15 protein-coding genes are annotated in these 15257 nt (G+C 63.2%); 5 read left to right on the forward strand and 10 right to left on the reverse strand.

Annotated elements, in window-relative coordinates; genetic code table 11:
- Positions 1-126: 126 nt before the first annotated feature.
- Positions 127-2472, reverse strand: coding sequence for an FdhF/YdeP family oxidoreductase (locus tag ACI2KG_RS07055; RefSeq protein WP_404661356.1), 2346 nt, complete (start codon positions 2470-2472; stop codon positions 127-129).
- A 5-nt stretch (positions 2473-2477) separates the two neighbouring features.
- Complete coding sequence (fdhD, locus tag ACI2KG_RS07060; RefSeq protein ID WP_404661357.1) at positions 2478-3308, reverse strand: formate dehydrogenase accessory sulfurtransferase FdhD; 831 nt, start codon at positions 3306-3308, stop codon at positions 2478-2480.
- A 181-nt stretch (positions 3309-3489) separates the two neighbouring features.
- Here fdhD and lysM point away from each other — a divergent pair, with 181 nt between their 5' ends.
- The gene (lysM, locus tag ACI2KG_RS07065; protein WP_404661358.1) at positions 3490-3930 is read left to right on the forward strand and encodes a peptidoglycan-binding protein LysM; all 441 of its coding nucleotides are present in this window, start codon (positions 3490-3492) and stop codon (positions 3928-3930) included.
- Positions 3931-4042: 112 nt separating this feature from the next.
- On the opposite strand, the gene yrfG is transcribed toward lysM, so the two are convergent.
- Positions 4043-4705 carry a GMP/IMP nucleotidase gene (gene yrfG, locus ACI2KG_RS07070; protein ID WP_404661359.1) on the reverse strand — a complete coding sequence of 221 codons (663 nt, stop codon included), beginning with the start codon at positions 4703-4705 and terminating at the stop codon, positions 4043-4045.
- A 64-nt stretch (positions 4706-4769) separates the two neighbouring features.
- On the opposite strand from yrfG, the gene nudE reads away from it, so the two are divergent.
- Entirely contained in the window at positions 4770-5336 is a 567-nt protein-coding gene (gene nudE, locus ACI2KG_RS07075) for an ADP compounds hydrolase NudE (RefSeq protein WP_400616730.1), read from the forward strand.
- The gene (cysQ, locus tag ACI2KG_RS07080) at positions 5333-6151 is read left to right on the forward strand and encodes a 3'(2'),5'-bisphosphate nucleotidase CysQ (RefSeq protein WP_404661360.1); all 819 of its coding nucleotides are present in this window, start codon (positions 5333-5335) and stop codon (positions 6149-6151) included. The genes nudE and cysQ overlap by 4 nt, the downstream gene beginning before the upstream one ends.
- A 156-nt stretch (positions 6152-6307) precedes the next feature.
- On the opposite strand, the gene ACI2KG_RS07085 is transcribed toward cysQ, so the two are convergent.
- Genes ACI2KG_RS07085 through rfbB form a run of 7 tightly spaced genes read right to left on the reverse strand, consistent with a single transcriptional unit; the run spans position 6308 to position 13372 of the window.
- A complete protein-coding gene (locus tag ACI2KG_RS07085) occupies positions 6308-6763 on the reverse strand; it encodes a YiiD C-terminal domain-containing protein (RefSeq protein WP_404661361.1) in 456 nt (151 codons plus the stop codon).
- Positions 6763-8169: a sigma-54-dependent transcriptional regulator gene (locus ACI2KG_RS07090; RefSeq protein WP_404661362.1), complete on the reverse strand. Its 1407-nt coding sequence runs from the start codon at positions 8167-8169 to the stop codon at positions 6763-6765. The genes ACI2KG_RS07085 and ACI2KG_RS07090 overlap by 1 nt, the downstream gene beginning before the upstream one ends.
- The gene (locus ACI2KG_RS07095; RefSeq protein WP_404661363.1) at positions 8166-9980 is read right to left on the reverse strand and encodes an ATP-binding protein; all 1815 of its coding nucleotides are present in this window, start codon (positions 9978-9980) and stop codon (positions 8166-8168) included. Before ACI2KG_RS07095 ends, ACI2KG_RS07090 begins: the two co-directional genes overlap by 4 nt.
- Before the next feature lie 38 nt (positions 9981-10018).
- Positions 10019-10879: a dTDP-4-dehydrorhamnose reductase gene (gene rfbD / locus ACI2KG_RS07100; RefSeq protein WP_404661364.1), complete on the reverse strand. Its 861-nt coding sequence runs from the start codon at positions 10877-10879 to the stop codon at positions 10019-10021.
- Positions 10876-11421, reverse strand: a complete 546-nt coding sequence (rfbC, locus tag ACI2KG_RS07105; RefSeq protein ID WP_404661365.1) for a dTDP-4-dehydrorhamnose 3,5-epimerase — start codon at positions 11419-11421, stop codon at positions 10876-10878. The genes rfbD and rfbC overlap by 4 nt, the downstream gene beginning before the upstream one ends.
- Positions 11418-12293 (reverse strand): glucose-1-phosphate thymidylyltransferase RfbA, encoded by an 876-nt coding sequence (gene rfbA / locus ACI2KG_RS07110; RefSeq protein ID WP_404661366.1) that lies wholly within the window; start codon positions 12291-12293, stop codon positions 11418-11420. The genes rfbC and rfbA overlap by 4 nt, the downstream gene beginning before the upstream one ends.
- Positions 12290-13372, reverse strand: coding sequence for a dTDP-glucose 4,6-dehydratase (rfbB, locus tag ACI2KG_RS07115; protein ID WP_404661367.1), 1083 nt, complete (start codon positions 13370-13372; stop codon positions 12290-12292). Before rfbB ends, rfbA begins: the two co-directional genes overlap by 4 nt.
- Before the next feature lie 302 nt (positions 13373-13674).
- Between rfbB and aguA the strand changes: the two genes are divergently transcribed.
- Together aguA and ACI2KG_RS07125 are read left to right on the forward strand one after the other, a co-directional pair.
- Complete coding sequence (gene aguA, locus ACI2KG_RS07120) at positions 13675-14781, forward strand: agmatine deiminase (protein ID WP_404661368.1); 1107 nt, start codon at positions 13675-13677, stop codon at positions 14779-14781.
- 184 nt (positions 14782-14965) lie between these two features.
- Entirely contained in the window at positions 14966-15163 is a 198-nt protein-coding gene (locus ACI2KG_RS07125; RefSeq protein ID WP_400616760.1) for a hypothetical protein, read from the forward strand.
- Positions 15164-15257: the final 94 nt, after the last annotated feature.

A 15257-nucleotide genomic window follows, 5' to 3' on the forward strand; every position in this document is an offset into this window, starting at 1 on the left:
TTGCATTTTGCGCTGGGGCTTCCGGCCTCTTCGCGGCTAAAGCCGCTCCTACAGGTTCAGCGCTAGCTTCAGGCCTGTGGTGTACCTGTGGGAGCGGCTTTAGCCGCGAAAAGGCCAACAGATGTCCTACAGGATACGCCCGTCGTCCCGCGCCCGCTCCAGCTTGATGGCAATGAATTTGGATGTCGGTGTATGGCTGCCATCACCAATGCTCTCCAGCGGCACCAGCGGATTCACTTCAGGGTAGTAAGCCGCGGCCTGGCCTGCCGGGATATCGAACGCCAGCAACGTGAAGCCGTGCACCCGGCGCACATGCTCATCCCCCCACAACGACACGATGTCGACCTTCTGCCCCGGCTGGAAACCCAGGCGGATGATGTCGGCTTCGTTGACGAACAGCACCTCGCGCTGGCCACGCACGCCGCGGTAGCGGTCGTCCAGGCCATAAATGGTGGTGTTGTACTGATCGTGCGAGCGCATCGACTGCATGATCAGGTCCGGCAACTGGCCGCTGGCACGCACGCGCTCGTCGAGCAACGTATCGGGCAACAGGTTGGCCTTGAAATTGGCGCGCCCGGTGCTGGTCTTCCATTCGCGGCTGGCCGCGCTGTTGCCCAGGTAGAAACCGCCCGGGTGCTGCAGGCGCTGGTTGAAGCCGCTGAAACCGGCAATGGTGTCGCCGATCAGGTCGCGGATGCGGTCGTAGTCGGCCACCAGCCAGTGCCAATCCACCGGCGTCTTGCCCAATGTAGCGGCGGCAATACCGGCAATTACCGCAGGCTCCGAGCGCATTTGCGTCGACAGTGGCTGCAGTTGACCGTTAGAGGCGTGAACCATGCTGAACGAATCCTCGACCGTGACCGCCTGTGGGCCGTCGGCCTGCAGGTCGATGTCGGTGCGGCCTAGGCACGGCAGGATCAGTGCCTGCTTACCGTGGATCAGGTGGCTGCGGTTGAGCTTGGTACTCATGTGCACGGTCAGCTCGCAGTTGCGCAGCGCCTTGGCCGTACGCTCGGTATCCGGCGTGGCCTGGGCGAAGTTGCCGCCCAGGCCGATGAATACCTTGGCCCGGCCATCGAGCATGGCGTGGATCGCCTCGACGGTGTTGTGGCCATTGTGCCGTGGCACGGCGAAGCCGAAGCGTTTTTCCATGGCATCCAGCAGCGCCACGGGCGGGCGTTCGTTGATGCCCATGGTGCGGTCACCCTGCACGTTGCTATGGCCGCGAACCGGGCACAGGCCTGCACCTGGCGCGCCGATGTTGCCGCGCAGCATCTGCAGGTTGACGATTTCCTGAATGGTCGGCACCGAATGGCGGTGCTGGGTGATGCCCATGGCCCAGCACATGATCACTCGCTTGCCACGGCAGTACATGCGCGCGGCCAGTTCGATGTCGGCCAGGGTCAGGCCGGACTGCGTCTGGATGTGCTCCCACGGCGTGGCGTCCACCGCCGCCAGGTATTCGTCGACGCCATGGCCATGTTCGGCAATGAAAGCGTGGTCGAAAATTGCCGGTTCGCCGTTGGCCTGGGCTTCGCGCTCCCACTGCAGAACGAACTTGGCCATGCCACGCAGCATCGCCATGTCGCCGCCCAACGCCGGGCGGAAGAATGCAGTGTTGGTCGGCCGGTCGCTGTTGGTCAGCATCTCCAGCGGGTTCTGTGGGTGCTGGAAGCGTTCCAGGCCACGTTCCTTGAGCGGGTTGATGCATACCACCTGGGCGCCACGTTTTACCGCGTCGCGCAGCGGGTCGAGCATGCGTGGGTGGTTGGTGCCGGGGTTCTGGCCCCAGACAAAAATCGCGTCGGCATGCTCGAAATCGTCGAAGGTGACGGTGCCCTTGCCGACGCCGACGCTTTGCCCCAGCGCCACGCCGCTGGCCTCGTGACACATGTTTGAACAGTCGGGGAAATTGTTGGTGCCGTAGGCGCGCACGAACAGCTGGTACAGGTAGGCAGCTTCGTTGCTGGCCCGCCCCGAGGTGTAGAACTCGGCCTGGTCAGGGCTGGCCAGCTTGTTCAGTTCGCGGGCGATCAGGGCGAAGGCAGCGTCCCAGCTGATCGGCTGATAGCGGTCGTTGGCCGCATCGTAGGCCATCGGCTCGGTCAGGCGCCCCTGATACTCCAGCCAGTAGTCGCTTTGCTGCAGCAGCGCAGTGACGCTGTAGCGGGCGAAGAAGGCGGCGTCGACACGGCGTTTGGTCGCCTCCCAGTTCACGGCCTTGGCGCCGTTCTCGCAGAACTTGACCATGCCGCTTTCCGGCGAGTCGCCCCAGGCGCAGCCGGGGCAGTCGAAACCGCCGTTCTGGTTGGTCTTGAGCAGGGCGCGAATGTTTTTCAGCGCGTTGTCGCTGCCGACCCAGGCCTTGGCCACGCTGCGCAGCGCGCCCCAGCCACCGGCGGGGCCGTGGTAGGGCTTGTAGCGAGGGGCAGAGGCTGGGGCGTTTTCTGGAAGGTGCTGGTACGAGGTCACGGCTGTTACGACTCCGCCGCTGGGCTGTAGACCCGCGGTGCGCTGTGCTTGGGCAAATGGATGAGGTTGAGGTTGTGCTTGCGCGCCCACTGCAGGGCGAGGCCGGTGGGGGCCGACAGGCTGACCAAGGTCTGGATGCCGGCACGCAGCACCTTCTGGATCAGTTCCAAACTGCAGCGGCTGGTGACGATGGCCAGGCCACCCTGGCTGTCGATGCCTTGGCGCAGCAGGGCGCCGATCAGCTTGTCGAGGGCGTTGTGCCGGCCAATGTCTTCACGGCCCAGCAGCAGCTCGCCATAGCGGTCCATGAACAGTGCCGCATGCACCGCGCCGCAATGCCGGCCCAGCGGCTGGAAGGCATCGATGCGCTCGCGCAGGCCGACCAGCCACTGGGCCGGGGGCAGGGGCGCGCCGGGCAGCACGTTCAGCTCTGGCAATGCCTGCTCCAGCGCTTCGACCCCACACAGGCCGCAGCCACTGGTACCGGCCAACTGGCGACGCTGGTTTTTCAGGTTCCAGAACGCCCGGCTGGAAATTTCCAGGTCGGCGTACAACGCCGAGCCGCTGCCGGACAGCTTGAGGTCATAGATTTCCGTGGTGCCTTCAACAATACCGCTGCCGACGCTGAAGCCGACGGCGAAGTCTTCCAGGTCGGTGGGGCTAACCAGCATCACTGCCTGGTTGAGGCCGTTGTAGACAATGGCCAGCGCCACTTCTTCGGCCAGCGGCGTGCTGCTGCGTGTGCTGTCGCTGAGCTGGATGTAATCGTAGGTGTTGCTGGCGGCGGGCATGGACAAAGGCGATGAGGCCGCGCAGACCGGAGGTTTGCTGTTCATCGGGGCAGGCTGTTCATTCGGCGGCTTGGTAATAGCACAAGCCTAGGCGTGCCGGCAGGCGGCGTCTAATCGCTAGGCTCTATGCCTTGATAGAGCGCGTCGATTGGTCGCAGGTGGGGCAGGCAGGGAAATCCTGGCCTAGACTTCCGTCTCCGAGGTTTACGTCAACAAGGAGAACGCAATGAGCCTGTTCAGTTTCGTGAAAGAAGCCGGCGAGAAGTTGATCGACCTTCTCACTCCGGGCAATGCCAAAGCAGAGGAGCAGCTCAAAGAGCACGTTGCCAAGGTTGGCCTGGGCAACCCCAACATCAGCGCCACTGTAGAGGGTGACAAGATCATACTCAAGGGCGAGGTGGCCAGCCAGGAGGAGAAGGAGAAGATCATTCTGGCAGCCGGCAATATCAATGGTGTGGCCAGCGTTGACGATCAGATCACCGTGACCGGGCCGGTGGTGACGGCGGCGCGGTTCGTCACGGTGAAAAAGGGTGACACGCTGTCGGCCATCTCCGTGGTGGTGTACGGCAATGCCAACCAGTACAACAAGATCTTCGAGGCCAACAAGCCGATGCTCTCGCACCCGGACAAGATCTACCCGGGGCAGGTGCTGCGTATTCCTGAATGATCTCTGCAGCTTGTACCGGCCCTATCGCCGGCAAGCCAGCTCCCACAAGGATCCCACAAGACTTCAGGTCTATGGTGATCCTGTGGGAGCTGGCTTGCCGGCGATAGGGCCCTCACAACCCTACCAATAAATCCAGGTAATCCTCGACCGCAGCAAACTCCTCGGTATCACGCGGCTGTGCCTGGCTATCCGGCTGGCGCACCGCCAGTAAATGCCCCACACCAAAACGCCGCGCACTGCGCAATATCGCCAGGGTGTCATCAATGAACAGGCTGCGCGCCGGCACAAAACCGATGTCTGCCTGCAAGGCATCCCAGAACTGCGGGCTTTCCTTTGGGTAGCCATAGTCATGCGAGCTGATCAGCCGCTCGAAATACGGCGCCAGCTCTACCCGCTCCAGCTTCAGCGACAGCGAATCCCGATGGGCGTTGGTGATCATCACAACGCCCTTGCCGGCGTCGCGAATCGCTGCCAGGAAGGTGTCGGCATCCGGGCGTAAGGCGATCAGGTCGGCAATTTCCTGTTTCAGCTCGCGGATAGGCAGGCGCAGTTCGCGGCTCCAGAAGTCCAGGCAATACCAGTTCAGGGTGCCGGCATTGCGCTCGAACAGGGGTTGCAGCTCCATTTCCGCCATGGCCCGGCTCACACCATGCAGCTCGGCATAGCGCTGGGGCAGGTGGTCCAGCCAGAAGCGGTTGTCGTAATGCAGGTCGAGCAGGGTGCCGTCCATGTCCAGCAGGACGGTATCGATGTCAGACCAAGGAAGAACAGGCATGGGAAACTCTCGTTCAGTCGGCAAGCCACGGTATAGTAACCCGTTCACGCCAAGGAGCCGCCCCATGCGCCAGAAACCCACCGTCCTCAGCCGCGAAATCGTCGCCAGCAGCCGCCTGTTTCGCGTCGAAGCCGTGCAATTGCGCTTCAGCAATGGCAACGAGCGTACCTACGAGCGGCTGGTGGGGCGGGGTAACGGCTATGGCGCGGTGATGATCGTGGCCATGCTCGACGCGGAACACGCCGTGCTGGTCGAGGAATACTGCGGCGGTACCGATGAATACGAGCTGTCATTGCCCAAGGGCCTGATCGAGCCGGGCGAAGACGTGCTGGCCGCTGCTGACCGCGAGCTGAAGGAAGAAGCCGGGTTTGGTGCGCGGCAACTGGAACACCTGACCGAACTTTCGCTGTCGCCGGGCTACATGAGCCAGAAGATCCAGGTGGTGCTGGCCAGCGACCTGTACGAAGAACAGTTGGAAGGCGATGAGCCGGAGCCGATGCGGGTCGACAAAGTCAACCTGCGCGAGCTGTCGGCGTTGGCCATGCACCCGCAATTCACCGAAGGTCGCGCCCTGGCAGCGCTGTACCTGGCGCGTGACCTGCTGGTTCAGCGGGGGCTGCTGGAACTATGAACGACCTGCAACTGATGCATGAAGTGGTCAAGCTGGCGCTGACCGCAGGCGAAGCGATCCTGCCGTTCTGGCGTGCCGATGTGGTGGTAACCAACAAGGCCGACGATTCGCCGGTAACCGCTGCCGACCTGGCGGCGCACCGGGTGATTGCCGATGGCCTGCTGGCGCTGGCGCCGCAGATTCCGGTGTTGTCCGAAGAGGATTGCAACATAGCCCTGGCCGAGCGCCAGGGCTGGAACCGCTGGTGGCTGGTCGACCCGCTGGACGGCACCAAGGAGTTCATTGCCGGGAGCGAGGAATTCACGGTCAACATTGCCTTGATCGAAAACGGCGAGGTGGTGTTTGGCGTGGTGTCGATGCCGACCAACGGGCGCTGCTATTTCGGTGGCCGTGAATTCGGCGCGTGGCGGGCCGAGGCGGGTGAGGCTGCTCAGCCGATTCAGGTGCGCAACGCGCCGGGGGCAGGTGAGCGCTTCACCGTGGTGGCCAGCCGTCGGCATTCCAGCCCCGAGCAGGAGGCACTGTTGGCCGGGTTGGGGGCTGCGGTGGGTGAACTGGAGCTGGCCAATATTGGTAGCTCGCTGAAGTTCTGCCTGTTGGCCGAGGGCAGCGCCGATTGTTACCCACGCCTGGCGCCGACTTCGCAGTGGGACACTGCTGCGGCACAGGGTGTGGTTGAAGGGGCGGGTGGTGAGGTGATCGGGCTGGACGGGTTGCCGTTCCGCTATCCGCCGCGCGAGTCGTTGCTTAACCCGTATTTCCTGGCGTTGCCGGCAGAGGCGACATGGCGCCAGGCCTTCCTTGAGCTGATCTGACAGCTTTGCCCCGAACCTGTAGGAGCGGCCTTGTGTCGCGATCGGGCCGCAACGCGGCCCCGGCAATTTCGGCGGCGGAGCTGAAACCCTGGGGCCGCTTTGCGGCCCGATCGCGACACAAGGCCGCTCCTACAGGGATCGCGACAGCCTTCGTTTTCAGCGGTGCAGCACGTACTGGCCGCTGAAGGTAACCGCCGGCTCATCACTCCCGGCATTGCTCACCGTGGTCTCCAGCGTCAACCGCGCCCGCCCGCGCCGCTGGTACATGTTCAGGAACCTTTCCCAGGCCTTTTCGTCCGGTGCCGCACAGCGTGCCACCGCCGTACCGGTAACCGGCAGTGGATAACTGATCTGCCCTTCCTGAATGACGATATGCCCGTCATCGATCCCCTGGTCACGCAGGCGCAGGTGCAACCAGCCCCAGCCCACCAGCACCGCCGCGCAGTACAGGCTGCCGCCAAACATGGTGCTCTTGTGGTTGACGTTGGCCGCCAGCGGCAATTGCAGGCGCAGGGTGTACTGCTGCCAATCGATCACTTCCAGGCCCATTTCGCGGGTCAGGGGGATGTCGCTGTGCAGTACGGCCTGCAGGTATTGGCTTTCGGTGCCCATCAACGGTGGTCCTCTTGATCGTCATGCCCGCCGCTGCCGCCGTCGAAGCTCAAGCCGTGCTTGCGCAGCTTGTCGTGCAGGGTCTTGCGGGGGATGCCCAGCGCTTCGGCCAGGCTGCGCATGGAACTGTGTGGCTGGGCCAGTTCGGCGGCGATCAGCGAGCGTTCGAACTGCTCGACCTGTTCGCTCAGGTTGCCGCTCAGCATCGGCACCGCAGCAGCGGGTGCTGGCGGCGCCTGGCCGTCCAGGGCCAGCTCCAGGCCCAGGGCGAAACGCTCGGCAGCGTTCTGCAGCTCGCGTACGTTACCTGGCCAGTCGTGGCGCAACAGCATGGCCCGCTGGGCCGGCTGCAGCACATGCGGTGACAGGCCGTGGCGCTGGCTGGCGGCGTCGGCAAAGTGCTGGAACAACACCAAAATGTCATCGCCACGCTCGCGCAGCGGCGGAATACGCAGCGGCGCGACGTTCAGGCGGTAATACAGGTCGGCGCGGAAGCGCCCTTGGTCGGCAGACTGGCGCAGGTCTTCCTTGGTTGCGGCAATGATGCGGATGTCGAGCGGGATCAACTGGTTGCCACCCAGGCGTTCGACCACCCGCTCCTGCAGCATGCGCAGCAGCTTCACCTGCACATCCAGGCTCATGCTCTCGATTTCGTCGAGGAACAGCGTGCCACCGTTGGCGAACTCGAACTTGCCGATGCGGCGCTTCTGCGCCCCCGTGAACGCGCCAGGCTCATGGCCGAACAACTCGCTTTCCACTACCGACTCGGCCAGCGCCCCGGCGTTGATCGCCACGAACGGCCCCTCGCGGCGGCTCGACAGGTCGTGCAGGGCACGGGCCACCACCTCTTTGCCGGCGCCGGTTTCACCCAGAATCAGCACATCGGCGCGGGTACCGGCCAAGGCGCCGATCTGCTCGCGCAAGCGCTGCATGGACGGCGACTGGCCGACCAGGCGCGTGGCCAGCTGCTGACGGTCACTCAGGGCCAGGCGCAGGCTGCGGTTGTCCAGTACCAGGCGGCGCAGGGCCAGGGCGCGGCGCACGCTGTCGAGCAGGGCGTCGGTGGCAAAGGGTTTTTCAAGAAAGTCATAAGCCCCGGCGCGCATCGCTTGCACGGCCAACGGGACATCGCCGTGGCCGGTGATCAGCAGCACCGGCAGCTCGCTGTCGCGGCCGTGCAGTTGCGCCAGCAGCTGCAGGCCATCGATGCCGGGCATGCGGATATCGCTGACCACCACGCCGGGCCAGTCGGCCTCGATCCGTTCGGCCAGGCCTTGGGCATCGGCGAGCGCGACCACTTTCAGCCCGGCCAGGTCCAGGGTCTGGCTCAGGGCCTGGCGCAGGTGCGGGTCGTCATCGACCAGGATGACCTGGGCGTGGCTGTCGATCTGTGTCTCGGTGGTCATGCCGAGGGGTCCTCCGAATTGGGCAAAGTAGCGCCAGGCGCGGCTACACGTAGCTGCAGGGTGAGCAGGGCGCCACCTTCCGGGTGGTTGGCCAGCAGCAGCTCACCGCCCAGCGCGCGCATCAGGCTTTCGCAGATGGCCAACCCCAGGCCCAGGCCCTGGGTGCGGGTCTTGGTGGTGAAGAACGGCTCCTTGGCGTGCTCCAGGGCCTGGCGGCTGAAACCGGGGCCGTTGTCGCGGATGTACAGGTAGACGCACTCGTCGCGCCGCTCGGCACTTAGCCACAGGCGGCGCGGGTTGGCTTTCTCGGTGAGGGCGTCGAGGGCATTGGCCAGCAGGTTGCCCAGCACCTGGCGCAGGCGGGTTTCGCCGGCTTGCACCCACAGGGTGGCTTCCGGCAGGTCGCGGATCAGCTCAACGGCCATTGCCCGGCGCCGCTTGGCCAACAGCGCCAGAGCATCGTCCAGGGCAGGCTGCAGGGCCACGCTTTCCGGGGCATGGCGGTCGCGGCGGGCAAAGGCGCGCAGGTGGGCGATGATCGAGGCCATGCGCCCGGTCAGCTCGCCAATCAGCTTGAGGTTGCCGCGGGCGTCTTCGGTGCGTTGGTGGTCGAGCAGTATCTCGGCGTTTTCCGCGTAGCTGCGAATGGCTGCCAGCGGCTGGTTGAGCTCGTGGCTGATACTCGCCGACATGGTGCCGAGTACCGACAGCTTGCCGGCCTGCACCAGTTCGTCCTGGGCGCGCACCGCCTCTTGCTGGGCGTTTTCACGCTCGAGTACGGCGCGTTTGAGGCGGGTATTGAGGCCTTCGAGGTCGGCGGTCCGTTCCGCCACGCGCTTTTCCAGCTCCTGGCGGCCGCGGGCTTCAAGGCCGATGCGGTCGATGTAATGGCGGCGCCGCTGCATCACCAGCCCGGCCAGCAGCATGACCACCAGCAAGGTGCCGGCGCCGATGGCCATCACCGTTTGCACCGAACGGTCGACCAGGGTGCGCGGGGCGAGGATGCTGACTTGCCAACCGGTTTCCTTGATGTCGCGGGTCTGGGTGATCCAGGCGTCCGGGTTGAGCACCAGCGGTTGCGGGGCTTGGGTCGGGTAGGGCTGGATGGCAATGATTGCCTGGCGCTCGGCCTCGCTCAGCACCCGGGTGGCACGGAAGCGCCAGTCGGGCCGCGAAGTAAGAATGACCACGCCATTGTGGTCGGTCAGCAACAGCTGCTCGGGGGTACGGCCCCACAGGGTTTCGGTGTGGTCGAGGTCGACCTTGACCACCAGCACGCCGACAAGGCGCTCGCGGTCGCGTACGGCGGCGGCAAAGAAGTAGCCGCGCTTGGCCGAGGTGGTGCCTTGGCCGAAAAAGCGGCCCAGATGGCCGGCCATGGCTTCGTTGAAGTAAGGGCGGAAGGCAAAATTGCGCCCGACGAAGCTGTCGTGCTTGTCCCAGTTGGAGGCCGCCAGGGTGTTGCCGCTGACATCCATCAGGTACATCACCTCGGCACCGGTCTGCTGCACGATACCCTTGAGCAGGCGGTTGGCGTTGGTTACCGCCTCCAGGCGGAGCGGGTCGGCCAGCACGCCACGCAATGCCGGCAGGTCGCCGAGGATCTGCGGCAAGGTTTCGTAGCGGTGCAGGGTGCCGAGCAGGTTGGCCACGTACAGGTCGAGGGTCTGGCGGTTCTGCGAGGCCAGCTCTTCCTGGTAATAGCGTTCGGCCAAATGATGCAGCGGCCACAGGAGCGGGGCAAGGCACAGGGCCAACAGGGCCAGGCTGCGCCAGCGGGGACGGCGTGGGGGCGTGGGTTTTGCAATCATCACGTAAAAGCGCCAGAAGAGTCTGACGCAATTATGCGCTACTTGAGGCAATCACTCAGCGCTTGCTGCCAGTGCGGCAGGCTGATTTGCCACTCATGGGCCAGGCGCGAGCAGTCCAGCCTCGAGTTGAGCGGCCTGCGGGCAGGCGTGGGGTACTCGCTGGACGGGATAGGAAGCAGCTCGGCGCAGGGCTGGCCCCGGGCCTTCAAATGTTCGCCGATCGCCTGGGCGAAGCCGAACCAGGAAGTCGCGCCTTGCGCCGTCAGGTGATACGTACCCCATGCCCCCGCCTCACCGGACTGCCAGCGCTCGATCAGCGTGCGGGTGCTGGTGGCGAGGGTTGTGGCCCAGGTCGGGGCACCTATCTGGTCGTCGACTACGCGCAACTGGGGCTTTTCCTGCAGCAGGCGCTGCATGGTCAGCAGAAAGTTGCGCCCGTATTGCGAGTAAACCCAGCTGGTACGCAGGGTTAGGTGTTTTCCGGCAACGGCGGCAATTGCCCGCTCCCCGGCCAGCTTGCTTTGGCCGTAGACGCTCAAAGGGTTGGGCACATCGTTTTCGGTATAGGGCGTGGGCTTGTCGCCATCGAAGACATAGTCGGTAGAAAAGTGAATCAACGGCGCGTCGAGCCTTGCCGCTTCTTCGGCGAGCACGCGAGGGCCATCGGCATTGATGGCAAAGGCCCGCTCCGGCTCTTGCTCTGCCTGGTCCACGGCCGTATAGGCGGCCGCGTTGATGATCAGCTCGGGGGCGAGCTGTCGCAGTGTTGTACGCAACCTTTCGGGTGCTGCCAGGTCCAGTTGCTGATGACCCAGCACATGCAACTCGCCCAAGCCTGCCAAGTGCTTCTGCAAGGCCTGCGCGACCTGGCCGTTGTGGCCGCAGACGAGAATCTTCATGGCAGCGCTTGAGCCTTGCTGAACGGTACGCCGAGTTTGTCTTTTTCGGACAGCAGCGGTGGCGCATCCAGCTGCCAGTCGATCGCCAGTTCAGGGTCATCCCAGCGGATGCAGCGGTCTGCACTCGGGTTGTAGTAATCGGTGGTCTTGTATAAGAACTCGGCCGACTCGCTCATGACGGCAAAGCCATGGGCGAACCCGGGTGGAATCCACAGCTGGCGGCGGTTGTCGGCCGACAGGTTTATCGCTACCCATTGGCCGAAGGTGGGCGAGCGCTTGCGCACATCCACGGCGATGTCGCGGATCTCGCCCTGCACCACGCGCACCAGCTTGCCTTGGGTGTTTTCCACCTGGTAGTGCAGGCCACGCAGCACGCCTTTGACCGAGCGTGAGTGGTTGTCCTGGACAAAGTGCGCGTCAACGCCAGTGTGCTGCTTGAAGTCACGGGCATTGAACGCTTCGAAAAAAAAGCCGCGGCTGTCGCCGAAAACCTTGGGCTCTATGATCAGTACGTCGGGGATTTTGGTCGGGATGATGTTCATGTCGTTTCGTTGGCCAGTTTGCCCAGGTACTGGCCGTAGCCGGTCTTTTTCAGTTTCTCGGCCTTGGCCAATAGCTGGTCGCGGGTGATCCAGCCCTTGTTGAAGGCAATTTCCTCCAGGCACGCCACTTTCAGGCCCTGGCGGTTTTCGATGGTTTGAACGTACTGCGAGGCATCCAGCAGGCTTTCATGGGTGCCGGTATCAAGCCACGCGAAGCCGCGCCCGAAACGTTCCACGCGCAGGTCGCCACGCTTGAGGTAGGCATTGGTCACGTCGGTGATTTCAAGCTCGCCACGGGCTGAGGGGCGGATGCCCTTGGCAATCTCGACCACATCGTTGTCGTAGAAGTATAGGCCGGTCACCGCGTAGCTGGACTTGGGTTGCAGGGGCTTTTCTTCGATTGAAAGGGCGTGGCCCTGTTCGTCGAACTCGACCACGCCGAAGCGTTCCGGGTCCTTGACCCAATACCCGAATACCGTTGCCCCGCTGGCATGGCTGACCGCCCGTTGCAATTGTTCGGTGAAGCTCTGACCGTGGAAGATGTTGTCGCCGAGGATCAGGCACACCGAGTCGTCGCCGATGAATTGCTCACCAATCAGGAATGCCTGAGCCAGCCCGTCTGGTGAAGGTTGCTCGGCGTAGCTGATGTGGACGCCGAACTGGCTGCCATCACCGAACAGCTGGCGGTACTGGGGCAGGTCCTGCGGGGTGGAAATCAGCAGGATTTCACGGATATCGGCGAGCATCAGTACAGACAGCGGGTAGTAGATCATCGGCTTGTCGTAGATCGGCAGCAACTGTTTGGACACACCTAGGGTGATAGGGTGCAGACGGGTGCCGGAGCCTCCGGCAAGGACGATGCCCTTGGTCATGCAATAAGCTCCTTGAGGTTGTTGTTGCCCAGTCGTTCACCTTGATAACTGCCATCCTGGACGTGGCGGCACCACTCCAGGTTGGCCAGGTACCACTGCACCGTCTTGCGCAGGCCGCTGGCGAAGGTTTCCTGCGGTACCCAGCTTAGTTCACGCTCGATCTTGCCGGCGTCGATGGCATAGCGCAGATCATGGCCAGGGCGGTCCTGCACGTAGGTAATCAGGTCTGCGTAGCGGGCCACGCCGGCCGGCCGTTGCGGTGCCAGCTCTTCAAGCAAGGCGCAGATCGCATGCACCACATCGAGGTTCTTCTGTTCGTTGTGGCCGCCGATATTGTAGGTCTCGCCGACCTGGCCTCGGGTGGCCACTTCCAGTAACGCCCGGGCGTGGTCCTCGACGAACAGCCAGTCACGCACCTGCTGGCCGTTGCCGTAAACCGGTAGCGGTTTGCCTGCCAAGGCATTGAGGATCACCAGCGGGATCAGCTTTTCGGGGAAGTGATAGGGGCCATAGTTGTTCGAGCAATTGGTGACCAGCACCGGCAGGCCATAGGTGCGATGCCAGGCGCGGACCAGATGGTCCGAAGCCGCCTTGCTGGCCGAATAGGGCGAGCTGGGCGCATAGGGCGTAGTCTCGCGGAACAAGTCGTCGGCGCCATGCAGGTCGCCATACACCTCGTCAGTGGAAATATGGTGAAAGCGAAACGCGGTACGCCTGGCGTCCGGGAGCTGGCTCCACCAGGCGCGCGTCGCCTCCAGCAGGGCATAGGTCCCGACGATATTGGTCTGGATAAAGGCCGCCGGTCCGTCGATCGATCGGTCTACATGCGATTCGGCCGCCAGGTGCATGATCGCATCGGGTTGAAAGCGTTCAAGCACTGCACTGACGGTGTCCGTATCAGCAATGTCGGCCTGGACGAATTCATAGCGGCTGTTGCTGGCAACACTGTGCAGCGACTCGAGGTTGCCGGCGTAGGTCAGCTTGTCGAGGTTGAGCACCTCATGCCCGGTGTGGGCGATCAGGTGGCGTACCAGGGCTGAGCCAATGAAGCCAGCGCCGCCTGTGATGAGTATGCGCATTATCGGGACGCCTCTGAAAATTCCATGTGCAGGTCTCTGCAGCCTAGCCTGTCGTTACGGGCGACAGTAGGCAAAAATCATCGCAGTGCTGCTGAGTCAGGTCGTTACTCGGATTGATATCGGCTTTATGTCGCACTTTTCCACGGATTCAGAATTTTTAAGCTTGTTTATGTCGATACATATCGGTTATAAGTTGGCTGAAATAGGGGTATCGTACCCTCCAGAACTGTCACACCGGATTGTTATCCAACTGATCAACGCCCTTGGCAGACGCCGGCTCAGGGCCATCACAGAGGTCTCCCATGAAAACCCTCAATTCCACGCCCCGTGCCGATGGTTTCCACATGCCCGCCGAGTGGGCCCCGCAAACCCAGGTGTGGATGGTCTGGCCGGAGCGTTCGGACAACTGGCGCCTGGGCGGCAAGCCGGCGCAGGCTGCTCATGTAACCCTGGCCAAGGCCATTGCCCGCTTTGAGCCGGTTACCGTTGCGGTTTCTGCTGGCCAATACGAAAATGCCCGTCGCCAGCTCGACCAGCCGAACATTCGTGTGGTCGAAATCAGCAACGACGACGCCTGGGTGCGCGACACCGGCCCGACCTTTGTCATCAACGACCAGGGTGAAGTACGCGGCGTGGACTGGGGTTTCAATGCCTGGGGCGGCTTCGATGGCGGCCTGTACGCGCCGTGGAACCGCGACGAGGAACTGGCTGCCAAGGTGCTGGAAATGGAGCGCTGCCAGCGCTACCACACCGAAGGTTTCGTGCTCGAAGGCGGCTCGATCCACGTGGACGGTGAAGGCACGGTGATCACCACCGAGGAATGCCTGCTCAACCGTAACCGTAACCCGCACCTGAACCGCGAGCAGATCGAAGCGGTGCTGCGTGACCAGTTGGCGGTCGATACCGTGGTGTGGTTGCCGGACGGCCTGTACAACGACGAAACCGACGGCCACGTCGACAACTTCTGCTGTTACGTGCGCCCTGGCGAAGTGTTACTGGCCTGGACCGATGATTCCAACGACCCCAACTATGCGCGCTGCCACGCGGCCATGGAGGTGTTGAAGAACACCCGCGATGCCAAGGGCCGTCAGTTCATCGTGCACAAGATGCCGATCCCGGGGCCGCTGTTTGCCACTGCCGAAGAGTGCGACGGTGTCGACCAGGTGGCCGGCAGCCAGGAGCGCGACCCATCGGTGCGTTTGGCAGGTTCCTACGTGAACTTCCTGATCGTCAACGGCGGCATCATCGCGCCAAGCTTCGACGACCCGGCAGATGCCGAAGCCAGAGCGATCCTGGCGAAGATCTTCCCCGACCACGAGGTAGTGATGATCCCGGGGCGCGAACTGTTGCTGGGTGGTGGCAACATCCACTGCCTGACCCAGCAGCAGCCGGCGCCGGTCAAGCGCTGAGCGCGTCACGAATGAAAAGGCCCGTCTTGTGACGGGCTTTTTTTTCGGGCGACGTCCGGCGGCCTGGTATGGCATATGTTTTGTATTGTTTTTCAAATAGATAGCCCGGCCAGGCCGGGCTCTCTTATCTGTAACACTACTTACGTAGATTTAGCCGCTCACGGGCCAGGGAGTACGTGTAGAAATGAACGCAGCAAGTGAGTCGGCTTTGCGCCCATCGGCAGTAGATCACCCATCGCTCAGGCTTGTGGCGACGTGGTTGAAACAGCATGGAAGCATCAGGGTCAGGACGACCGACCCACGACGTCTGCTTGCCGGACGCTACCCCCAAGGGCTGATCAGCGAAGCAGAAATGCAGGCGCTGATGGCGGTGTGGCACTGATTGATTACACCTGTAGCGGCCTCTTCGCGGTTAAAGCCGCTCCCACAGGGACACCACATGTCTCGAACCCTGTGGTATCCCTGTAGGAGCGGCT

This window comes from Pseudomonas sp. NPDC089407 (assembly GCF_044900445.1).
Classification (GTDB): Bacteria; Pseudomonadota; Gammaproteobacteria; order Pseudomonadales; family Pseudomonadaceae; genus Aquipseudomonas.